The organism is Marinobacter persicus (assembly GCF_002934325.1).
Lineage (GTDB): Bacteria > Pseudomonadota > Gammaproteobacteria > Pseudomonadales > Oleiphilaceae > Marinobacter > Marinobacter persicus_A.
The window spans coordinates 1-20,973 of record NZ_PTIV01000041.1 but is presented as its reverse complement, the minus strand read 5'-3'; the positions used below and the strand labels follow the sequence as shown (position 1 = coordinate 20,973).

Sequence of the window (20,973 nt, the reverse complement as noted above, 5' to 3'; positions counted from 1 at the left end):
ATTCACTATACATATAGTGCAGTCTTCAGGAAAAAGAAACCCCCAATTAAGGGGGTTTTATCAAAATTACACAGTTTTATGTACTATACAGAACCACGGGAGCCCCTTCTTACTTGCTGAACGTTAAACGTTCTTTCTATCAGCGTTCGATGTGCTGGTACTCGCCGGCATCCTTGGTTGCCAGGGTCACCACCACAATGGCGATGAACGCGGCGATGAAGCCCGGGATGATCTCGTACACGCCCGGACCACCCATGAACTCGGCGTTCCAGCCCAGGGAGATCCAGATCATCACCGTTGCGGCACCCACGATCAGGCCAGCAATTGCGCCAGCGCCGTTGGTACGGGACCACATCAGGGACAGGATAATCAGCGGGCCGAAGGCCGCACCGAAACCAGCCCAGGCGTTACTGACCAGTGCCAGCACCTGAGAATCCGGATCCCGGGCAATAAACGCCGCCACCAGGCCAACAATAACCACGCAGGCGCGGCCAATGTTGACACACTCACGGTCACTGGCATCTTTGCGCAGAAACAGACGGTAGAAGTCCTCGGTGAGCGATGAGGACGACACCAACAACTGACTGGAGATGGTACTCATCACCGCCGCCAGCAGTGCCGCGTACAGGAAGCCTGTGATCAGCGGATGGAACAGCAACTCCGACAATACGATGAAGATGGTTTCCGGGTCAGCTATGTCCAGACCATTACGTACGGCGTAAGCACGACCGAAGACACCCAGCGCGATGGCACCAATCAGCGAGATGGCCATCCAGGACATGCCGATATTACGGGCCACACCCACTTCATGAATGGAACGAATCGCCATGAAACGAACAATAATGTGCGGCTGGCCAAAGTAACCCAAACCCCAGGCCACCGCCGACAGCCAACCGATCACAGTAAGGCCTTCTGTCCAGGACAAAAGCGTTGGGTTGACGGAGTTCAGCGTTTCAGAAGCCTGGGCGTAACCGCCACCGCCTTCGCCCCAGAGAACGACCGCCGGCATGATAATCAACGCCAGCATCATGATGCAGCCCTGGACAAAGTCGGTCATGGAGACCGCAAGAAAGCCACCAACCACGGTATAGGCCAGAACCACGCCCAGCGTAATCAGAATACCAACGGCATAGTCACTCATGCCCGGCACACTAATGATCTCGGCAAAGGCACTCTCGAACAGCTTGCCGCCGGCAACCAGGCCAGAGGCGGTGTAAACCACAAAGAACAGGACGATAACGATGGCAGACACCATGCGCAGTGACAGGGCCTTGGTCGGAAAGCGATTGGCCAGGAACGCAGGGATGGTCAGGGCATTGCCGTAGTGAACCGTTTGTTCACGCAGCCTGGGGGCCACCAGGACCCAGTTGATCAGGGCACCCACCCAAAGACCAATACCGATCCAGGCTGAGGCCAGACCCGTGACATAGAGCGCGCCGGGCAGGCCGAGCAGCAGCCAGCCACTCATATCAGATGCACCAGCTGACAGGGCTGCCACTTTCGGGCTCAACCCCCGGCCACCGAGCATATAATCCTCTGCGGTTGCCGAAGCTTTACGCATCGCATACAGGCCGATGACGATCATCAGCGCAAAGTAAAGGAACAGACTTATCCAGACACCACTAGCCATAGGGCTCCTCCGGTTTTGATGAGTCGGATGGACTCCGCTCTTTTAGCACCGCCCTGCCTGCTGACCGGGTCGAATGCCATTTTTCTTATGTATTCCCTTCACGTTGGGCTAAACCCAACGCCCCCCGCACTCTCCATTTCACTATAGCCTATCCTTTCTTCCCTGCGACTTCGGCGATTTCGTGCGGTCCAGGGTCTTTGACTGTTACAAATTAGTATTACTACGGATCGAGGGCTTACAAAATTCTCCGATTCTTTTGCAGAATCCTACGGGACTGCTCCAAAAGGCCGGAATCAGGCGACTTTTTCACCAGCTTGCAAGCGGGTGGGCGTGGCGCCCTTGTATTTTTTAAGGGCGTTGGTGAGCGCTCCCTGGGAGGAGAACCCCGTTCGGTAGCTGATTTCAGCCACCGACAGCGAACTGGAGGTCAGCAGCCGAACCGCCTGGTCCAGCCGGGTCTGGAGAAGAAACTGGTGGGGGGTAGTGCCGGAAACCTCCCGGAACACGTCATGAAAGCGACTGACGCTCAGGCAGGCGACCTTCGCCAGATCCTGCACGGAAATCTTGCGATGCAGGTTGTCCATGATGTAGCGGCGAATGATTTCCGGGCTCAGGCTATGCCGACTGACGCCACTCAAGGGCTGGTCGGCGATACGGTCTGCCATACAGTAGAGAATGCTGGCGCTCAGGTGCTGGTGCAGAGGCGCATTGCCAGGTGACCGGTCGAATTCACCAGCTGCAAACTGAACCAGCCCCTGCAACTGGGAGTCCATCTGAATGGTTCGAGGTTTTTCAAAAAGACGGGCCATGCGCTCATAGTCAGCGTGAGCAGCCGTATTCAGCACCGGGCTGAGAGGATCAAGGTTAATCACCAGAACATGATTCTGGTGATCGCCCCAGTAATCGTGCCGGGCTTCAGTGGGAACCAGGCACGCCTTCCAGGTATCGAGATAGGAGCCGGCGCCATCAACATTCAGTTCAGCCTCACCCCGAACACCGAGTACCACCTGATGATGTTCGTGTTTATGTTGCTGGGCCGCGGTAGGAAGCTTCAGCAGTTTTGCGTTAAGCATAACAACTGGCAACTGTTTATTGAGAATGTTCCTCAATTAAAGCAGATTTAACAAAAAAGTGCACTAACTTAGCGGGACCTAACATCAACAGGCGTGTTGGACCAGCGCGGTCAAAAGGGCGGACACGCTGGCCGACACTTGCTCAAGCGGTAATTCCGCGTTCACGATGTGGTACTGGCCGGGCATGGCAGTAGCACGTTCCAGGTACGCATCCCGAATTCGCTGGAAAAACGCCAGATCTTCCTGCTCGAACCGGTCCAGCTCGCCACGTTTCTTCGCCCTGGCCATCCCTGTTTGCACGGGAGCATCCAGCAAAATCACGTGATCCGGCCGGAAATCCCCCTGAACGAGGTCTTCCAACAACGCAATCCTGGCCCGGGAAACGCCACGCCCTCCTCCCTGATAGGCAAACGTGGCGTCGGTAAACCGGTCACACAGCACCCATTGCCCCCGCTCCAGTGCTGGCCGAATTTTGGTGTGTAAATGCTGGGCACGAGCCGCAAACATCAACAGCAGCTCAGTGGTCTCATGGACCGCCTCTTCCCGGGGCGCCAGCAACAGCTCCCGGATTTTCTCGGCCATGGGCGTGCCACCGGGCTCACGGCTCACGACGACGTCCACCCCCAATTGCTCCAGGGTCATTGCGGCCTGCTTGAGCTGGGTCGACTTGCCAACACCCTCGGTGCCTTCGAAGGTGATGAAACGGCCTCGCGCTACCATCAGTCCTGCCCCTCCCCTGACTCATCCGTGGTGGGAGCCGGTGATGAGCGGTAATCCTCCCGACGGTTTAGCTGGAATTCCCGGACAGCCCGCTGGTGTTCGGCCAGCGTGCTGGAGAACTTGTGACTGCCATCACCCCGGGCGACGAAGTACAGCGCATCGCCTTCGGCCGGGTGCAGTGCCGCATGGATGGCTGCCTGGCCCGGCATGGCGATGGGGGTTGGTGGCAGGCCATCAATGCGATAGGTGTTGTAGGGTGTATGGGTCCTCAGGTCCCGACTGCGAATACGACCATCGTAGGCATCACCCATACCGTAAATCACCGTTGGGTCGGTCTGCAGCCGCATTCCTTTTTGCAGTCGCCGGACAAACACCCCGGCCACTTCCGCGCGCTCACTGGCAACGCCGGTTTCCCGCTCGACAATAGAAGCCATGATCAAAGCTTCGTAAGGCGAATCATAGGGCAATCCCTGCTCACGCTGCGGCCATTCTTCCTCCAATACAGAGGCCATTCGGTCGTAGGATCGCTGCAGAATGCCAAGGTCCGTTTCGTTACTGGTAAAGAGATAGGTATCCGGGTAAAACAGCCCTTCCGGATGCCGCCCCTCGGCCCCGATAGCAGCCATGATTCGCTCATCAGACCAGTTAGTGGTCCTCTTTTCCAGATGTTCCGTAGCCGCCAGTGTCGCTCTCATGTCAGCAAAGGTTTTGCCTTCAATGAATTGCACCGCCCAGTGTTTGACATCACCCGCCACCATGGCATCAATCATCGCCACCGGTGTCATACCGGGCTGCAGCTCGTAGTCACCGGCCTTGATCGCGGCTTTTCCAGGATTAAGCTTGGCGTAAAGTCGCAACCACAGAGCATCCTCGACATAGCCTTCTGCTTCCAGTTGCAGCGCCAGCTGTCCGAAACCAGTACCCGGCTCAACAGTGAGTATCCGGGAATTTTCCAGGGCAATCGGCTGCTCAAGTGTCTGAAGGCCCTGCCAGACCCAAAGGCCGGTGCCGGCACCAACCAGCACGCAGACCGAAACCAGAAAAATCAGTAGCTTTTTGAACACGCTCGTTATTCCATCTCTGTCGATAAACCACAAAGCAGTGACAGCCGGTTATCCACCGGCAATGCCTGCCCAGCCAGATTCCGGACCGGCACAATGCCCAGTACTGAGTTGGTCAGGCAGACCCCCTTGCAACGCTCAGACATCAGCACTTCCAGCGTCACCGGTGCTTCCGTGACCGGCTCGCCCGCTGACCACAAATGCTCCAGAACCACACGGCGCATGACGCCCGCCACTGCCAATGTAGATTGGGGCGGCGTCAACCAGCCTTCCTCCGTGGCCACGAAAAGGTTCGTGCGGGTGCCCTCCACCACATGCCCTTCGGCATTGCTCATCAGCACCTCGAAAAGATCACCACCAAGTTCCCGGGCTGCCATTACCTGCTCCAGCCGGTTCAGCGACTTGATCCCGGAAAGCATTGGATTGACGGTGAGCGGAACGGGAGAAAAGTCGACAGTGACGCCAGCCACAGGTGGATGAGGCGGCGCTGGAGCGTGGACCAGCAGCAGGTTTGGCTCCATGTGCTTGTCCGGCCGGTAACCTCGGCCACCGGCGCCTCGTGTCAGGGTGACCTTCAGAATCCAGCGTCCGCCACCATAGTGCCCGGCATAATCCGCCAGGGCCTGGGTCAGCAGCGTCTCTATCTCACCCCGAACGATCGGGATACCCAGACGACCTGCGTCCCGGTTCAGGCGCTCCAGGTGCCAGGGCAAAAGGGCCGCCCTCGGGCCCTCTGCCAGTATGGTTTCAAACAAGCCATCGCCGTAGGCAAGCCCCCGGTCATTGGCGGGCAGCCCCTCCTGGTTTGCTCGATATACCTGAACCACGACAGACTCAGTCCTCGTAACGGCCAACAATCAGGGTACCGTTGGTACCGCCAAACCCGAAGGAGTTTGACAGGGCGACGCGAGCATCACTCTGGCGACTGGTGTGAGGCACGAAATCCAGGTCACACCCTTCATCCGGATTGTCGAGATTGATGGTCGGCGGCAGGACGCCTTCCTTCACAGCCAACATGGAGAAAATGGCCTCAACCGCACCGGCAGCCCCCAGCAGGTGACCGGTCACCGACTTGGTACTGCTCATGGCCAGCTTCTCCGCGTGGGCACCAAAGACAGATTTCACCGCCGCCACTTCAGCCACATCACCCACCTGGGTGGAGGTGCCATGGGCGTTAATGTAGTCGACATCTTCCGGGTTCAGGCCAGCATCGCGAATGGCATTACGCATGGAGCGTGCGGCGCCGTCACCGTTGGATGGGGGAGCCGTGATGTGATGGGCATCGTCACTCATGCCAAAGCCAAGAACTTCGCCATAAATTGTGGCGCCACGAGCTTTCGCATGCTCAAGCTCTTCCAGAACAACAACACCGGCACCGTCACTCAGCACAAAGCCGTCTCGACCCTTATCCCAGGGGCGACTGGCCTTTTCCGGCTCGTCATTACGCGTGGACAAGGCCCGAGCCGACGAGAACCCGGCGATGGAGGTACGTGTGGTGGCCATTTCGGAGCCGCCGGCCAGCATTACATCGGCATCGCCATAGGCAATCGTCCTGGCAGCATAACCAATGTTGTGGGTACCGGTAGTGCAGGCGGTCACAATGGCAATGTTCGGGCCCTGGTAACCAAAGCGGATAGCCGCGTTACCCGAGATCATATTGATGACCGACGCGGGCACAAAGAAAGGGGACACTTTCCGCGGACCGGATTCATGCATCTGGATAACATTCTTTTCAATGTACTCGATGCCACCGATACCGGAACCAATGGCAACCCCGACACGCTCGCGATCCAGTTTCTCGAACTGTTCCAGACCACTGTCGTCCACTGCCTGTTGGGCCGCCACCAAGCCATAGTGGATGAAAGCATCCAGCTTGCGGGCTTCCTTGCTGCTGAGATAGGGCTCAAGGTCCAGGTCTTTCACTGCCCCGCCAATACGGGTGTTGTAATCGGTGGCGTCAAACCGGTCGATAGGGGCGATCCCGCTCTGCCCGGCACACACGTTCTTCCAGCTGGTCGGGACATCGTTGCCCACTGGCGAAACCATGCCCATACCTGTAATAACAACCCGTCGCTTGCTCATACTCCTATCACCCACTATTCCGTTTAATTCCCGGGAACGTATTCAGAGGTTCCCCAGTTTCAAGCAATAAAAAAGCCGTCCTTTCTGTCGTTCAAAGGACGGCTTTCAACTGGCTATCTGCTAGCTCGCAGAATCTCAGGTGTGCGAAACGATGTAGTCGATCGCATCCTGCACGGTGCCCAGCTTCTCAGCTTCTTCGTCAGGAATCTCAGTTTCGAATTCCTCTTCCAGAGCCATCACCAGCTCAACAGTGTCCAGTGAGTCAGCGCCAAGATCCTCTACAAAAGAAGATGTGTTCTGAACTTCAGCTTCCTTGACACCCAACTGTTCGCAAACAATCTTCTTAACGCGCTCTTCAACTGTACTCATAATATCCTCACTTAGTATGTCAACCAGGCAACTCGAAGGCCGCCAGTTTAGTTTAAACCCTACCTGCAAACAAGCAGGGACTCATTCCAACATGCTGTACAGCACATTTTGGGCACTGCGGGCCTTTAAGGCCTCAGCCCATGTACATGCCGCCGTTCACATGAATCGTTTCTCCGGTAACGTAGCCGGCACCATCGGATGCCAGGAATGCCACGACCGAAGCTACCTCTTCGGGTTCTCCGAGGCGACCAGTCGGTATATTTACCAGCATGGCATCGCGCTGTTTCTCGTCCAGTTTTTTGGTCATGTCGGTATCAATAAAACCTGGCGCCACACAGTTAGCGGTGATCCCACGGTTTGACATTTCCTTGGCCAGACTGCGGGTAAAACCTTCAACGCCGGCTTTCGCCGCACAGTAATTACCCTGGCCCGCGTTGCCCATACCGGCAACCACGGAGCTGATGTTGATGATCCGGCCCCAACGCGCCTTCGCCATGCCGCGGAGCACAGCCTTACTAGTACGGTAGACGCTGGACAGGTTGGTTTCCAGCACATCCGTCCAGTCAGCGTCCTTCAGGCGCATAAGCAGGTTATCGCGAGTAATGCCGGCATTGTTGACCAGAATCAAAGGTGCGCCCGATTGCTCGATCAGTTGCTTCAGGCCGGCTTCAATACTATCCGGCTCGGCAACATTCATGACAATGCCGTAACCCTTGATGCCAGCCTCTTTCAGGCCGGCGGTGATCGCTTCAGCGCCACCCTCGGAGGTCGCGGTACCAACCACCTCGGCACCCTGGCGACCCAGCTCGTGGGCAATGGCCTTGCCAATGCCGCGGCTCGCACCGGTTACCAGCGCTACTTTGCCTTCCAAAGACATAAAAACTCCGTTTACTCAGGACTGGTTAAACGTTTCGATAACGCTTGCCAGTGACTCGGGATTATCAAAATTATGCACCGGCAGTTTTCGGTCAATGCGCTTGATCAGGCCGGCGAGCACCTTGCCCGGACCACACTCAGCGGCAACTCCAACACCTTCGCCAGTCAGCGTACGCACGGAATCAGTCCATAGTACCGGTGAATAAAGTTGCTTGATCAGGTTAGCTTTCAGCTCGGATGCATCCGTCGCCGGCTTGGCATTTACGTTCTGTACAACCGGAATGCGCGCGTCATTAAAGGTGACGTCATCCAGCGCGTCAGCCAGCTTCTCAGCGGCACCTTTCATCAATGCACAGTGCGAAGGAACACTCACCGGCAAAGGCATGGCCTTGCGGGCTCCCTTGGCCTTACAGGCTTCGATCGCGCGTTCAACCGCGGCGGTGGCACCGGCAATCACAACCTGGCCTGGTGCGTTGAAATTCACGGCAGAGACAACATCGCCCTGCGCGGCTTCTTCGCAAGCAGCGACCACATCCGCATCTTCGAGGCCAATGATGGCGGCCATCTTGCCTTCTCCGGCCGGCACCGCATCCTGCATGAGTTCGCCACGCAGTTGCACGAGTTTGACAGCCTCAACAAAGTCCAGGCTCTCGGCGGCCACCAGGGCACTGTACTCACCGAGGCTGTGCCCGGCGAGGAACTGCGGGCGCGGGCCTTCAGCCACACACCATTCGCGCCAGAGAGCGACACTTGCGGTGAGCAGTGCCGGCTGGGTAACGGTGGTCTGGTTCAGCTCTTCGGCAGGACCTTTCTGGCACAGTTGCCAAAGATCATAGCCAAGAACATCGGATGCGTCGTCAAAGGTCTCGGTCACCATTGTCCATTCTTTGGCAGCCGAAAGCATGCCAACAGATTGTGACCCCTGACCGGGAAAAATAAATGCTGATTTCATGGGCGGAATCTTATCGTTCTCGAAGGGTTGGTTAAGATTAGCCAATAGTACAAACAGGACCAATTATCCCTGAATACCTGGCAGATTGCGGGCAGACTTTAGTCTCACGGAGCTTACAGCATCAGATCATCAAGCCGTTCATTGATGCGTCTGGGCACTTCCAGCTCGACCTCACGGACTGCCTGGTCGATGGCTGCACGAATGGCGCGCTCATTGGCGTTGCCATGACTCTTGATAACGACCCCCTGCAGACCCAACAAACTGGCGCCGTTGTGGCGAGAGGGATCAACGGTTCGAAGCAGGCGCCCCAGGATCGGACGCGCCAGCAAGCCGACGAAGCGCCCGTACAATGAGCGGGTGAAGGCCTTTTCCATAAGCTCGATCAACAGCCCGGCAACGCCTTCGCCGGTCTTCAGGGCGATATTGCCAACGAAACCGTCACATACCACCACATCAGCAACGTCACGGAACAGGTCGCTGCCTTCAACATAGCCGATGTAGTTCAAGGTTTCGCACTGGGCAAGCATATGGGACGCCAGGCGTACCTGCTCGTTACCCTTGATCTCTTCTTCGCCCACATTCAGCAGCGCAACACGCGGCTCCGGCTGGTTGCAGATTGCCGTGGCCATCAGGGAGCCCATCAGGGCGTACTGGTAAAGGTTTTCTGCCGTGGAATCGACGTTGGCACCCAGATCGAGCACATGACACCGACCACGTAATGACGGGATCAACTTGGCAATAGCCGGTCGCTCAATGCCCGGGTACATGCGAATGATTGACCGCCCGAAGGCCATCAGTGCGCCGGTATTACCGGCACTGACACAACCCTGGGCTTCATTGTCACGAACCAGCCCGAGGGCGATAGCCATGGATGAGTTCCGCTTATGGCGCAGCGCGTGGGACGGCCGCTCGTTCATCTTAACCACATCCGCGGCTTCGACAATCCGAATTCTTGCGTGGCCATTACGCAACAAGGCCTCAAGCTCGCTCCGTATACCAACCAGAACGACACTCAAGGCCTCGTTTTCACGCACTGCCTCCAGGGCAGCGGGAACCACCACTGCGGGACCGTAGTCACCGCTCATGGCATCAATCGCAATAGTTATCGGCATATTCACCGCTGTTGCATCGGCCATGATTCAGAAGCAGAACCCGACGAGATTACTCGTCGCGAGCTTCTACAACCTGCTTACCACGATAGAAGCCATCGGGAGACACGTGGTGACGACGATGAACTTCGCCGGTGGTTGCATCAGTAGAGAGCGCAGCGGTGTTCAGTGCGTCGTGTGAACGGCGCATACCGCGCTTGGAACGGGTCTTGCGATTTTGCTGTACAGCCATGATTATGCTCCTGACCTTTTTACGAAAACGTTAATGCTTTGTGGTCTTGAGGCCCGCCAGCACACTGAACGGGTTATCCTCGCGATTCTTTGCCTCAGGCTCATCGGGAGTCTGTTCCGGCTCAAACGCCTCCAGATCCTCTTTTGCCGGGCAGTCCTGCCGCTCATGCAAAGGGAACGGGGGCAATACCAGAAGCAACTCGTCTTCCACCATTGCCCACAAATCCGCACTGAAATTTTCCACCGGAAATGGCTCGAGAACCTTGGGAAGCTGCTGCGCCTGTTCTTCACTGGTCACAAACCCCAGATCGAAACGGGATTCCAGAACCGTCTGCATGCCCTGCATGCAACGCTGACATTCCAGAACCACTGGCGCGGACAATTCGCCCGACACTACCCGGCGACGCTCACTGTCCATACTGAAAGACAAGGTCACCCGGCACTCGCTGCCTTCCTGCAAACCCGGAACCGCCTCACGAAAACGGGAAAGCCCCAGAAGCGGGACAATGCCCTCCAGGGTTACGTTTTGCTCCGCCAACCGGTAAGGATCAACGAATTTGGGCAATTCAGCATTCGGCGCTTCAGACATAGGCGCGCAATTTTAGGGCCGGGACCGCCCGGTGTCAAAGACTTAATCGACTTTCTACCCAGCTCTTGCCTTTGGATAGGGGTATCTTACGATAGTAGCCACCAACAAAACACACCGCTGGACATAACATCGCCATGACAACACGTCCCGATCTGCTGCTGGCCTCTTCGTCGCCGTACCGTCGAGAGCTACTCTCCCGCCTGCAACTGCCCTTTGACTGCGCAAGCCCGGATATTGATGAAACACCGCAGCCCGGTGAGGCACCGGAAATACTGGCCGTGCGACTGGCAGCCGGTAAGGCGCGCGCATTAGTGGCCACCCACCCGACCAGCCTGATCATTGGCTCTGATCAGGTCGCCGCTCTGCCGGATGGCACCATCCTGAGTAAGCCGGGCAACCATGAGCGGGCCACCAGGCAATTGCGGCAATCGAGCGGCCAATGCGTACAGTTTTTTACCGGACTGGCACTACTGGACGCCCGCACCCATACCCTGAAAACCCATTGCGAACAATTTGATGCCCACTTCAGGACCCTGTCACCGGAAGAAATCGAAAGCTACCTGCTCAAGGAACAACCCTATGATTGCGCCGGCAGCTTTAAAATGGAGGGACTGGGCATCACCCTGTTCAGCAGCCTGGAGGGGCGGGATCCCAACAGCCTGGTCGGCTTGCCATTGATTGCGCTCACCGACCTGCTTAGGGACTTTGGCATCAACCCCCTACTTGACCCTTGAGCCTCCCGACAGGCTCCCTTAACGGAGCTCCAACCGGGACTCAAGAAGCTGGTCGGCCACCCCCGCACCCACCGAGACGCCCAGTTGATCCACCAACTCCCGGAACGGTGACTTACCGCGGGTGTAGTCCACAATATTCTCCTCGCCAACGAGCTGACGCGCCACCCAGGACGTGCTGCCCAGGCCATCAACCAGCCCCAGCTCCAACGCCTGCTCACCGCTCCAGACCAGGCCGCTAAACAGCTTGTCGTTGTCACTCAGGCGATCGCCCCGACCTTTTTTAACAGCCTCGATAAACTGCTGATGCGTGTTCTCCAGTACACTCTGCCAGAAGGCAACTTCCTCCTGCTGCTCTGGAGAGAACGGGTCAAGAAACGCCTTGTTTTCACCAGCGGTATACAAACGCCGATCCACGCCGACTTTATCCATTAGATCTGTGAACCCGAACCCACCGGCCACCACCCCAATGGAGCCCACGAGGCTGGCCCGGTTAGCATAAATCTCGTCCGCCGCAGCGGCGATGTAGTAAGCGCCTGACGCCCCGATGTCGGAAATCACGGCATACAGCTTTTTGTCGGGATACTCCTCCCGCAACCGCATCATCTCGTCATAGATGTAGCCAGCCTGCACCGGACTGCCACCCGGACTGTTGATGCGCAGCACAACCGCTTTGGAGTTCGTGGCCTCAAACGCAGAACGAAGCGCCCCTATAATATTGTCGGCACTGGCCAGCTCCTCACTCGAGATGGTGCCATTTACTTCCACCACGGCCGTGTGCTCTGCCACAGCGGTTTCCACCCCATCACCAAAAGGCGTGCGAAGGAAAAACAGCAGCGCGAACAGATACCCAAACGTCAGAAGCTTAAAAAAGATGCCCCAGCGCCGACTCCGACGCTGCTCCGCCTGAAGTGACATCACCAGCTTTTCAATAAGCCGCCAGTCCCTGCCGGACTCGGGCGGCATGGCAGGCTTCTTACCACCGAAAAGACCGCCCTTGCCTGCGCTCTTTTCCTTGTTCTTTTCCTGACCTGGCTCTACCGGCTTGTCGCCCCACTCCGGCGGCTTTTCGGACTCCCAATCACTCATGTGCTATTCCTTTTACAGACAACGGCAAGTTAGAGACTCAATACCTGTCGCAACTCATCCACCGAGCCCACCACGGCGTGAGGATTGTATTGCCCCAGGATATCCCGGGTATGCACACCCCACTCTACACCAATCGACGGCATACCAATGCGCTGAGCCATCTCCAGGTCATACCGGGTATCGCCAATCATCACCGCGTCCTGTGGGCGATGACCATAGAACGCCAGTATTTCCTGCAACATCAGCGGGTCCGGCTTTGAGCGGGTTTCATCCGCACAACGGGTAATCTCAAAATGATGCCCCAAGCCACTACTGGTAAGCGCCCCCTCCAGCCCCCGGCGACTTTTACCGGTAGCCACCGAACAGGCACGCCCGCCACTGCGCAGGTCCGCCACGACCTCGGCCATACCGGCAAACACATTCTGCGGCCCGGTTTGCTTGCTGAAGAAGTACCGGGCATAGCCCTCACGCATCCGCTGAATATCGTCTGGCTGAATCCCCGGATACAACTGCTCCAGGGCTTCGACAATACCCAACCCGATAATGTCGCGATAATCGGCTGGCTCCAGCGCTGGAAAACCAAGCTCCGTGGCCGCCTGATGCAGGCTGTCGGCAATATGATCCACCGAATCGATCAGCGTGCCGTCCCAATCAAAAATCACCAATTTAACGTTCATTCATTACTACCTTGATTACTACGCTGGGCCAGAACCTGGAGGACATGGCTAAAGGCTTCATCATAAGACGCTTCCAGGGTCATGGACTGCTCCGACCCCGGCAAACAGAATTCCAGCGCCCGGGCATGCAACATCAGGCGCTGCCCACCGACCGCCCGGAATGCCTTGAGGCTGGCATCATCCATGTATTTGTCATCGCCGGCAATCGGATGCCCCGCCCAGGCGGCATGGACACGTATCTGATGGGTACGACCAGTCACCGGAGATGCCGCCACAAGGCTGTAACCCTGGAAACGCTCCAGACGGTTAAACAGGGTCAGCGACTCCTTGCCTTCGGAGCTGACTTTGACACGGCGCTCCCCATTGGGCATTTCATAACGCAACAACGGCTCAGCAACTTTCTTCACGGATACCGGCCAATCCCCGGCCACCAGCGCGTGATAGTGCTTACGAATTCTTTTTTGCCGCAGCTCATCCTGAAGATAACGCAGTGCCGAGCGCTTTTTCGCAATCATCACCAACCCGGACGTATCCCTATCCAGTCGATGCACCAACTCCAGGAACTTCGCTTCGGGCCTCGACGCGCGAAGCACCTCAATCAGACCAAAGCTCAGCCCACTGCCACCATGAACAGCAATACCCGAAGGCTTGTTCACCACCAGCATGTCGTCGTTTTCGAACACCACAGCGGCTTCCATCACCGCCTGCACGCGATCGCCGGGCTTTGGCTGTTCCGGCCGGCTCTGCTGAACCACAGGCGGTATCCGGACGACATCGCCGGCACCAAGTCGCGAGCTCTGCTTCACTCGCCCCTTGTTCACTCGCACCTCGCCCTTACGGATGATGCGGTAAATCACCCCCTTGGGTACGCCCCGCAAGCGGGCCATGAGGAAATTATCCAGTCGCTGGCCGGCCATGTCCTCATCCACTGTGACCCACTGAACTTTTGACGGCGCCACGGCCGGGCCAGAACTCTGTCCGGATTGCGGAGTTCTGGACCGATCCCGGGGCGGCTGAGCCTTGCCCGACCGGGACGGCTTCTTTCGAGATTGAGGCTTGCGCGACATGAAAAACCTTGTGCCAAGATGGATAAAAGTGTCGAGGTCAAACGCAGGATTGAATGGCAAAAGCCAAACTGTTATATTCAGGCGTGCTCTGTCGTTTGTCTACGGCCTGACGAACTCTGGTCAGAAGCCGGAGCGACAGCAGTATACCGACACAGATAAAGAGTTTGAACGCTGTGGCCCACTCATTATCGGGCACAGTCGTTAACAGGCTTTCGGGCCCCGTTCAGATCCATAGGGACTGTAACCGCCCCGGGAGCAGAAATAACCGACAGAAAAACCGTCGGGCGACATCGCGAAGAATCATTGCCACGCAAAGCCGGGCCGTCCATCAAACAATACGACGTGAGACCCAGGCCTTTGTGTGAACCTGAAAACGGATATTATGCGTCAACAGACACTTACCCTGTTCGACCACGACCTGCCTGAACACGGGCAGTCTGTCGTTGGTGGCCGCAGACTTACTGGATCAAACCTCACAAGGGATTGATCCGTCTGGCCACCGGCCTTCCCTGCTGTATCAGGGCCCGTGGCACGCACATCCCGCTTCGCTGATGCGAGCTCCCCCGGTTTTCTGTCATTAACAGACGACAGGAACCCTTTCTTTCCATGAAAAGAATGCTGATCAATGCAACTCATCCCGAAGAGTTGCGCGTAGCCCTGGTAGATGGTCAACGGCTGTTTGACCTGGATATCGAATCCAGCACCCGCGAACAGAAAAAGGCCAACATCTATAAAGGCCGCATCACCCGTGTTGAGCCCAGTCTGGAAGCCGCTTTCGTCGATTTCGGCGCTGAGCGCCACGGCTTTCTTCCGCTGAAGGAAATCTCCAAGGAGTACTTCAAGAAATCCCCGGGCCAGATTGAAGGCAAAATCAACATCAAGGACGTGGTCTCCGAAGGCCAGGAAGTGATTGTCCAGGTCGATAAGGAAGAACGTGGCAACAAGGGCGCCGCCCTCACCACCTTCGTCTCCCTGGCCGGCCGCTATCTGGTGTTGATGCCCAACAATCCCCGCGCCGGTGGCATTTCCCGCCGCATCGAAGGCGATGAGCGGGCACAGCTGAAAGAAGCCATGAACGACGTCCAGACCCCCAAGGGCATGGGCATCATCGTGCGCACCGCCGGCATTGGCCGCAGCACCGAAGAACTGCAATGGGACCTGGACTACCTGGTCCAGTTCTGGGAAGCCATCACCCAGGCCTCCGAAGAGCGTAAGGCGCCGTTCCTGATCCACCAGGAAAGCAACGTCATCATCCGCGCCGTGCGCGACTACCTGCGCCAGGACATCGGCGAAGTACTGATCGACGCCGAGAACGTCTACGAAGACGTGCTCAGCTTCGTACGCGCCGTCATGCCCACCTTCGAGAACAAGATCAAGCTGTACAAGGACGAGATTCCCCTGTTCAGCCGCTACCAGATCGAAGGCCAGATCGAGACCGCCTTCCAGCGCGAAGTAAAACTTCCGTCCGGCGGCTCCATCGTGATCGACCCGACCGAAGCACTGGTGTCCATCGACATCAACTCCTCCCGCGCCACCAAGGGCCAGGACATCGAGGAAACCGCGCTGCAGACCAACCTGGAAGCAGCCGAGGAAATCGCCCGCCAGCTGCGCCTGCGCGACATGGGTGGCCTGGTGGTCATCGACTTCATCGACATGACCCCGGCCAAGCACCAGCGCGAAGTGGAACAGAAAATGCGGGAAGCCCTGGAAATCGACCGGGCGCGCGTTCAGGTAGGCAAGATTTCCCGCTTCGGTCTGCTGGAGATGTCCCGCCAGCGCCTGCGCCCCTCCCTGGGCGAGACCCGTAGCGAAGTCTGCCCGCGTTGCGAAGGCCAGGGCACTATCCGTGGCATCGAATCCCTGGCGCTGTCCATCATGCGCCTGATCTACGAGGAGTCGTCCAAGGAGAAGACCGCCGAAGTCCGTGCCGTGGTGCCGGTTTCCGTGGCCACTTTCCTGCTGAACGAAAAGCGCAAGCAGCTGGCCGATATCGAGTCCCTGCAGAAGGTCTCCGTGGTAGTGGCCCCCGTGCCCAACATGGAAACCCCGCACTTCGAGATCCTGCGCCTGCGCCAGGACGAGACCAGCCCCGAGCACATTTCCAGTCACCAGGTGGCCCAGGAATACAACGCCCGGGAAGAAGACACCACCATTGAAGTGCCTGGCACCGAGAAACCGGTCCGTGAGCAAGCAGCCGTGAAGGCCATTCGCCCAGCGGCGCCAGCCCCGAGTGCCGAAAAGAAAGAACAAGCTGCGAGCGCGCCGGAAGAAGGCCTGTTCAGCAAGCTGAGCAAGAAAATCGCCGAGTTCTTCGGCGGTGGTGAAGAGGAAAGAACCACCGAAGAGCGCGACACCTCCGCCCGGGACAACCGTAATGGCGACCGTCGAACCCAGCGCCAGGACCGTCGCAAGTCCCGCGTGGCTCGCGATGATCAGCGCTCCGGCGAAAATAACCGTCGCAGTGGCGGCGACCGTCGACAAGGCGGACAGCAAAGCCGTAGCGATGACAACCGCAGCCGAGGCCGCGGTGGCCGGGGCAACCAGAATCGCCAGAACCAGCAGGACAAGCCCGCTGACAACAAAGGCGATAACAAGAGCGACAACAAGGGCCCGGACAACAAGGGCGGTGATGGTCGCAAGCGCGGCCAGGGCCGCAACCGTCCTCAGCGCGACCAGAAGGATGCCAAGGACAAGAAAGACCAGAAGGACACCCGCGACCAGCAGGACAACACCAAGGGTGGCGCCAGCGACAAGGCAGGCGGTGACGACAAAAACCGAAAACCACGTCGCCCAAGGGGCCGCGATGGTTCTCCGAGCGAAACACCAGCCTCCGCACCGGCAGCTCGCAAGGCGGAACGGTCCGAGAAGCACCAGAAGGATACCCAGCCCGAAAGCGTGGTTGAGGCCGAAGTAGCAGCCGAGGAAAAGGCGCCAACCGCTGAAAAGGCGACCGCCAACGAGACGGGAAATGGCAAATCCGGCAGCGGCAAGGAAACCGGCGAAAACCGGGGCAATAAGCCAGGCAGCCGCAAGCGCAAGCCGCAACAAAAGCAGGAAAACGGCAAGAAAGCGGACACTGCCGACAAGGCGGACGCCAAGACCGAACCCAAAGCTGATAGCCCCGCACCCAAAGCGGAAGAGGCGCCGGTAGAAACCAAGGCCGATAACAAGGCGGCGGAAGAGCCGAAGACTGAAAAAGCGGCAGAGACGGCCAAGCCGGAGGAGAAAGCCAAAGCCGAGGCAGAGCCCAAACCGGAAGCTGCATCCACCACCGAGGCACCAACCACTGCCAACGCTGACGTGAGCAGTGAAGCCGAAGCCAAGCCTGCACCGCAAAGCAAGCCTGAAGTGGCGCCTGAGCCGGCCAAGGAAGACAGCAAACCGGCCAAGCCCGACACAACCGGCGGGAACAAAGCCGAGCCCAAGGCAGAGGCCGAAAAGGCTGAGAAGGCTGAGAAGGCTGAGAAGGCTGAGAGCGAAAGCAAGCCGGAGCCCAAGGCGGACGTCAAGCAGGAAGAGAAACCGGCTGAAAAGCCGAAGCCGGCCGCTGAAGAACAGCCAGCCGAGCAACAGGCACCTGAAGCCAAACAGGAAACCGACAACCAGGCAGCCGCTGTTGATGTCCCGGTAACACCGGGTCGCGCCTACAACGACCCCAGGGAAGTTCGTAAGCGCCAGCGTGCCGCCGAAGCCGCCAAGAAGGCCGGGAGCGAGTAATCATGCTGAGCAACTCCGACATCGAGGCGCTGGAAGACATCCTCTTCGCCGAACCCTGGGGCGACCATGCCCTGGACTTCTTCGGTTTCCACGGGGTGGTCTGCGCCAGCGTGATCGGGCCGGCCAGCCTTGAGGCGGAAGATCTCTTCCGCCTGGCCACGGGCAGCGAGACGGTTCCTGACACCGGTGTGCCGGAAATACTGACACGCTGCGCCCGGGAACTGAGTCAGGACATGGCCCACGCTCTGGATATGGGTCAGCCCCTTGAACTTCCGGAGCCGGAAGATGGCGACCCCATGAACGCACTGGAAAACTGGTGCGCCGGCTTTGTCGATACCTTCCTTGAAAACGAAGAGAGCTGGCTGGAAGCGGCCAGCGAGGAAGAAGTAGCAGACCTGATGGTGCCAATGCTGACGCTCTCAGGGCTGTTCGAGGACGAGGACTTTACCAAGGTCCGGGAGGACGAAAAGCTGGCCGGACGGATGGCCGATGCTATCCCCGACTCACTGACCGACCTGTACCTGTTGTTCCACGCGCCGGACTAAGCCACCTCAGCTTAAGACCGGTTGTTGAAAATGATGCCAGACGGGCTCCAGCCCCTCTGGCATTTTCATTATCTGGCCCAGCTCACACCACGCCGCGCCCGGAAAATGAAAGTCGCTACCCTGGGAGGCCAATAGTCCATTGCGGCGCGCCAGCTCCGCCACAAACCCCAGATCGCCGCTGGACTGCCCGGATACCGATACTTCAATGCCCCGCCCGCCAGCGGCCATGAAATCCGCCGTCAACTGCCGAAGTTTGGTCGCCGTCATCCGGTATTTCCTGGGATGCGCCAGCACCGAAATGCCGCCAGCGGCTTCAATCCAATGCACAACCTCTTCGAGCTCCGGCCAGCAGGCTTTGACATCGCCCGGCTTACCAGTGCCCAGATACCGTTTAAAGGCGTGCTCCATCCGAGGCACCACACCTTCATCCACCAGCACCCGGGCAAAATGCGGACGCCCCGGCACATCGCCACCGGCCTGTTCGGTGGCTTTGGCAAGCAGATCGTCCACCTTCAGCCTGGACAGCTTGTCGGCGATAAGCCGGGCCCGGCGCCAGCGGTTTTCGTTCTGCTTATCCAGAAGCGCCAGGAAAGCCTCATCCTGGTGGTCGAAATCCAGACCCACCACATGAATGGTCAGACTGCGCCAGACGCAGGACAGCTCAATGCCATTAATCAGGTTAAGCCCCTTGTCTGCGGCCGCTTCCCTGGCGGCCTCCAGGCCGCCTATTGTGTCGTGATCGGTCAATGCCAGGTGGGTAACTCCCCGTTCCGCTGCACGGGCCACCAGCGCCTCCGGCGACAGCGACCCGTCCGAAGCGGTACTGTGGCAGTGAAGATCAATGCAGGGGTTGAAGTCTTGCGTTATAGTCACAGGCATTCCGGCTTGGTATCTGGTGAAAACCGCAGTGTACCAGCGCCAGGCCATGCCGCCATATCAGAAACTGCCACACGGGGGATTCCATGTATTACGCCATCATTAGCGAAGACTTGCCTGAAAGCCTGCGCCTGCGCAAAGAAGCCCGGCCAGCCCACCTTGAGCGCCTGGAAGCGTTGAAGAGCGACGGTCGACTACTGGTGGCGGGCCCCCATCCAGCTATCGACTCCCCCGACCCCGGCGAAGCCGGCTTCAGCGGCAGCCTGGTAATCGCAGAATTTGAGTCCCTGGAGCAGGCGCAGCAATGGGCCAACGACGATCCCTATGTAGAGGCTGGCGTTTACCAGTCGGTTACTGTGAAGCCCTTCAAGGCGGTCCTGCCTTGAGCGCTGTGTCACACAGTGCTGAGCATGAGCGGATTGTAACCCCGCTGTGCTTGAATGGTTTTGGGCGTATGACAAAATTGAGACCAGACATTCACCACAACCCGTTTATATCAGGAAAGTAACCCGTGTCGCCGTCCCGTTTGATTGTTGCTCTGCTACTCATTGTCAGTTCGATTTCGGTTGCCCAGGCCCGAACGGTCTGGGTCGATGACCAGATCTATCTGCCCCTGCGCTCCGGTGCCGGCACCCAATACCGAATTGTTCAGAATGCCATGCCCAGCGGCACTCCGCTGGAAGTCCTGGAAACGGGCAGCGAGTACAGCCGGGTGAGATCCCCTCAGGGCAACGAGGGCTGGGTGGCCAACCAATATCTCAGTAACGAACCCATCGCTGCCGACCAGCTCAAGGAAGCGCGCCAGCAACTGCAAAATGCCCGTGAACGGGCCGATGAGCTAAGCTCTGAACTGGCGAAGGTAACCGAGCAGCGCAACGAGCTCCAAAGTGCCGAGAACAACCTATCCAGCAGGACCGAGCAGTTGCAGGCGGAACTGACCCGCATCAAGAACGTTGCGGCCGACTCTCTTAATCTGGAGCGACGGAATCAGGAGTTGGTTCAGGAAAACCAGCGCTTAACCAATGAACTGGAAGTACTAACCGCCGAGAACGCACGCCTGGAAAGCAGCAGAGAATCTGACTTCATGCTGCTGGGTGCCGGGCTGGTCTTCGGCGGTGTCTTACTGGCCTTGATCATTCCCATGCTCAAGCCATCTCGGAAAACCGACAACTGGGCGTAACTGTCATGCAAGACTATGCGGAAAAACGGGATTTCCACCGGATGCGGGTCGATGCCCACATCCAGATCACCGACAGCAAAGGCGAAAGCGTCATTGGCACCTGCCGGGACCTCAGTGCCACCGGCATGCAACTGTCCGTGAGCCGTCCCTTTGAAGCGGGCGAAATGATCAAAACCCGGATGGAATCTGCCGGCTCCCAAACCGCCGCACTTGAAACGGAGTGCGAAGTGATCCGGTGCGAGCCCGACGGCGATGGCTACCTGCTTGGTGTCACCATCGACAGGGTCACTCAATAAAAGCGAATCATCGAGTAGGAGGGGGAGTCACCTCCCCCGTCCTCTCACACCACCGGGCATACGGTTCCGTACCACGGCGGTTCATGGTTGGCGCTGAAGCCGA

The 20,973-nt window shown here is 58.1% G+C and carries 22 protein-coding genes; 6 read left to right on the top strand and 16 right to left on the bottom strand.

What is annotated here, in order from left to right; all coding sequences use genetic code 11:
• Positions 1-139: 139 nt before the first annotated feature.
• From putP to BY454_RS15405, 12 genes are all read right to left on the bottom strand, one after another.
• The gene (gene putP / locus BY454_RS15460; protein WP_104417482.1) at positions 140-1,630 is read right to left on the bottom strand and encodes a sodium/proline symporter PutP; all 1,491 of its coding nucleotides are present in this window, start codon (positions 1,628-1,630) and stop codon (positions 140-142) included.
• Between the two features lie 293 nt (positions 1,631-1,923).
• Positions 1,924-2,703: an AraC family transcriptional regulator gene (locus BY454_RS15455; protein WP_104417481.1), complete on the bottom strand. Its 780-nt coding sequence runs from the start codon at positions 2,701-2,703 to the stop codon at positions 1,924-1,926.
• 84 nt (positions 2,704-2,787) lie between these two features.
• The gene (gene tmk, locus BY454_RS15450) at positions 2,788-3,423 is read right to left on the bottom strand and encodes a dTMP kinase (RefSeq protein WP_104417480.1); all 636 of its coding nucleotides are present in this window, start codon (positions 3,421-3,423) and stop codon (positions 2,788-2,790) included.
• Positions 3,423-4,487, bottom strand: coding sequence for an endolytic transglycosylase MltG (mltG, locus tag BY454_RS15445; protein WP_104417479.1), 1,065 nt, complete (start codon positions 4,485-4,487; stop codon positions 3,423-3,425). Before mltG ends, tmk begins: the two co-directional genes overlap by 1 nt.
• A gap of 5 nt (positions 4,488-4,492) precedes the next feature.
• Positions 4,493-5,311 carry an aminodeoxychorismate lyase gene (gene pabC, locus BY454_RS15440; RefSeq protein WP_104417478.1) on the bottom strand — a complete coding sequence of 273 codons (819 nt, stop codon included), beginning with the start codon at positions 5,309-5,311 and terminating at the stop codon, positions 4,493-4,495.
• A gap of 7 nt (positions 5,312-5,318) precedes the next feature.
• Positions 5,319-6,566 (bottom strand): beta-ketoacyl-ACP synthase II, encoded by a 1,248-nt coding sequence (gene fabF / locus BY454_RS15435; RefSeq protein ID WP_104417477.1) that lies wholly within the window; start codon positions 6,564-6,566, stop codon positions 5,319-5,321.
• Between the two features lie 135 nt (positions 6,567-6,701).
• A complete protein-coding gene (gene acpP / locus BY454_RS15430; RefSeq protein WP_091702454.1) occupies positions 6,702-6,935 on the bottom strand; it encodes an acyl carrier protein in 234 nt (77 codons plus the stop codon).
• Between the two features lie 133 nt (positions 6,936-7,068).
• The gene (fabG, locus tag BY454_RS15425) at positions 7,069-7,812 is read right to left on the bottom strand and encodes a 3-oxoacyl-ACP reductase FabG (RefSeq protein ID WP_104417476.1); all 744 of its coding nucleotides are present in this window, start codon (positions 7,810-7,812) and stop codon (positions 7,069-7,071) included.
• Between the two features lie 15 nt (positions 7,813-7,827).
• Positions 7,828-8,763 carry an ACP S-malonyltransferase gene (gene fabD, locus BY454_RS15420; RefSeq protein WP_104417475.1) on the bottom strand — a complete coding sequence of 312 codons (936 nt, stop codon included), beginning with the start codon at positions 8,761-8,763 and terminating at the stop codon, positions 7,828-7,830.
• Between the two features lie 113 nt (positions 8,764-8,876).
• Complete coding sequence (plsX, locus tag BY454_RS15415) at positions 8,877-9,899, bottom strand: phosphate acyltransferase PlsX (RefSeq protein WP_104417474.1); 1,023 nt, start codon at positions 9,897-9,899, stop codon at positions 8,877-8,879.
• Positions 9,900-9,924: 25 nt separating this feature from the next.
• Positions 9,925-10,104: a 50S ribosomal protein L32 gene (rpmF, locus tag BY454_RS15410; RefSeq protein ID WP_104417473.1), complete on the bottom strand. Its 180-nt coding sequence runs from the start codon at positions 10,102-10,104 to the stop codon at positions 9,925-9,927.
• Between the two features lie 30 nt (positions 10,105-10,134).
• Positions 10,135-10,692: a YceD family protein gene (locus BY454_RS15405; RefSeq protein WP_104417472.1), complete on the bottom strand. Its 558-nt coding sequence runs from the start codon at positions 10,690-10,692 to the stop codon at positions 10,135-10,137.
• 134 nt (positions 10,693-10,826) lie between these two features.
• Here BY454_RS15405 and BY454_RS15400 point away from each other — a divergent pair, with 134 nt between their 5' ends.
• Positions 10,827-11,426 carry a Maf family protein gene (locus BY454_RS15400; RefSeq protein ID WP_104417471.1) on the top strand — a complete coding sequence of 200 codons (600 nt, stop codon included), beginning with the start codon at positions 10,827-10,829 and terminating at the stop codon, positions 11,424-11,426.
• An 18-nt stretch (positions 11,427-11,444) separates the two neighbouring features.
• Here the strand turns inward: BY454_RS15400 and BY454_RS15395 are convergent, their stop codons facing one another.
• From BY454_RS15395 to rluC, 3 genes are read right to left on the bottom strand one after another with little or no spacing between them, the layout of a single operon-like run.
• Positions 11,445-12,512 carry a S49 family peptidase gene (locus tag BY454_RS15395; protein ID WP_104417470.1) on the bottom strand — a complete coding sequence of 356 codons (1,068 nt, stop codon included), beginning with the start codon at positions 12,510-12,512 and terminating at the stop codon, positions 11,445-11,447.
• A 29-nt stretch (positions 12,513-12,541) separates the two neighbouring features.
• Positions 12,542-13,189, bottom strand: coding sequence for an HAD family hydrolase (locus BY454_RS15390; protein ID WP_104417469.1), 648 nt, complete (start codon positions 13,187-13,189; stop codon positions 12,542-12,544).
• Positions 13,186-14,256, bottom strand: a complete 1,071-nt coding sequence (gene rluC, locus BY454_RS15385) for a 23S rRNA pseudouridine(955/2504/2580) synthase RluC (protein ID WP_104417468.1) — start codon at positions 14,254-14,256, stop codon at positions 13,186-13,188. The genes BY454_RS15390 and rluC overlap by 4 nt, the downstream gene beginning before the upstream one ends.
• Positions 14,257-14,862: 606 nt before the next feature.
• Here rluC and rne point away from each other — a divergent pair.
• Together rne and BY454_RS15375 are read left to right on the top strand one after the other, a co-directional pair.
• On the top strand, positions 14,863-17,973 hold the full coding sequence (gene rne, locus BY454_RS15380; protein ID WP_104417467.1) for a ribonuclease E: 3,111 nt from the start codon (positions 14,863-14,865) through the stop codon (positions 17,971-17,973).
• 2 nt (positions 17,974-17,975) lie between these two features.
• Positions 17,976-18,518 (top strand): YecA/YgfB family protein, encoded by a 543-nt coding sequence (locus tag BY454_RS15375; RefSeq protein ID WP_104417466.1) that lies wholly within the window; start codon positions 17,976-17,978, stop codon positions 18,516-18,518.
• A 6-nt stretch (positions 18,519-18,524) separates the two neighbouring features.
• Here the strand turns inward: BY454_RS15375 and BY454_RS15370 are convergent, their stop codons facing one another.
• Positions 18,525-19,391, bottom strand: a complete 867-nt coding sequence (locus tag BY454_RS15370) for a PHP domain-containing protein (protein ID WP_104417483.1) — start codon at positions 19,389-19,391, stop codon at positions 18,525-18,527.
• Between the two features lie 89 nt (positions 19,392-19,480).
• Here BY454_RS15370 and BY454_RS15365 point away from each other — a divergent pair, with 89 nt between their 5' ends.
• From BY454_RS15365 to BY454_RS15355, 3 genes are all read left to right on the top strand, one after another.
• Complete coding sequence (locus BY454_RS15365; RefSeq protein WP_104417465.1) at positions 19,481-19,780, top strand: YciI family protein; 300 nt, start codon at positions 19,481-19,483, stop codon at positions 19,778-19,780.
• A 125-nt stretch (positions 19,781-19,905) separates the two neighbouring features.
• Positions 19,906-20,574 (top strand): TIGR04211 family SH3 domain-containing protein, encoded by a 669-nt coding sequence (locus BY454_RS15360; protein ID WP_104417464.1) that lies wholly within the window; start codon positions 19,906-19,908, stop codon positions 20,572-20,574.
• A 5-nt stretch (positions 20,575-20,579) separates the two neighbouring features.
• Positions 20,580-20,870: a PilZ domain-containing protein gene (locus BY454_RS15355; RefSeq protein ID WP_104417463.1), complete on the top strand. Its 291-nt coding sequence runs from the start codon at positions 20,580-20,582 to the stop codon at positions 20,868-20,870.
• Positions 20,871-20,973 lie beyond the last annotated feature (103 nt).

Bases quoted from the DNA above. Each gene is read 5' to 3' on its own strand.
- putP (WP_104417482.1), bottom strand. From the start codon at position 1,630: ATGGCTAGTGGTGTCTGGATAAGTCTGTTCCTTTACTTTGCGCTGATG.
- BY454_RS15455 (WP_104417481.1), bottom strand. From the start codon at position 2,703: ATGCTTAACGCAAAACTGCTGAAGCTTCCTACCGCGGCCCAGCAACAT.
- tmk (WP_104417480.1), bottom strand. From the start codon at position 3,423: ATGGTAGCGCGAGGCCGTTTCATCACCTTCGAAGGCACCGAGGGTGTT.
- fabF (WP_104417477.1), bottom strand. From the start codon at position 6,566: ATGAGCAAGCGACGGGTTGTTATTACAGGTATGGGCATGGTTTCGCCA.
- acpP (WP_091702454.1), bottom strand. From the start codon at position 6,935: ATGAGTACAGTTGAAGAGCGCGTTAAGAAGATTGTTTGCGAACAGTTG.
- fabG (WP_104417476.1), bottom strand. From the start codon at position 7,812: ATGTCTTTGGAAGGCAAAGTAGCGCTGGTAACCGGTGCGAGCCGCGGC.
- fabD (WP_104417475.1), bottom strand. From the start codon at position 8,763: ATGAAATCAGCATTTATTTTTCCCGGTCAGGGGTCACAATCTGTTGGC.
- plsX (WP_104417474.1), bottom strand. From the start codon at position 9,899: ATGGCCGATGCAACAGCGGTGAATATGCCGATAACTATTGCGATTGAT.
- rpmF (WP_104417473.1), bottom strand. From the start codon at position 10,104: ATGGCTGTACAGCAAAATCGCAAGACCCGTTCCAAGCGCGGTATGCGC.
- BY454_RS15405 (WP_104417472.1), bottom strand. From the start codon at position 10,692: ATGTCTGAAGCGCCGAATGCTGAATTGCCCAAATTCGTTGATCCTTAC.
- BY454_RS15400 (WP_104417471.1), top strand. From the start codon at position 10,827: ATGACAACACGTCCCGATCTGCTGCTGGCCTCTTCGTCGCCGTACCGT.
- BY454_RS15395 (WP_104417470.1), bottom strand. From the start codon at position 12,512: ATGAGTGATTGGGAGTCCGAAAAGCCGCCGGAGTGGGGCGACAAGCCG.
- BY454_RS15390 (WP_104417469.1), bottom strand. From the start codon at position 13,189: ATGAACGTTAAATTGGTGATTTTTGATTGGGACGGCACGCTGATCGAT.
- rluC (WP_104417468.1), bottom strand. From the start codon at position 14,256: ATGTCGCGCAAGCCTCAATCTCGAAAGAAGCCGTCCCGGTCGGGCAAG.
- rne (WP_104417467.1), top strand. From the start codon at position 14,863: ATGAAAAGAATGCTGATCAATGCAACTCATCCCGAAGAGTTGCGCGTA.
- BY454_RS15375 (WP_104417466.1), top strand. From the start codon at position 17,976: ATGCTGAGCAACTCCGACATCGAGGCGCTGGAAGACATCCTCTTCGCC.
- BY454_RS15365 (WP_104417465.1), top strand. From the start codon at position 19,481: ATGTATTACGCCATCATTAGCGAAGACTTGCCTGAAAGCCTGCGCCTG.
- BY454_RS15355 (WP_104417463.1), top strand. From the start codon at position 20,580: ATGCAAGACTATGCGGAAAAACGGGATTTCCACCGGATGCGGGTCGAT.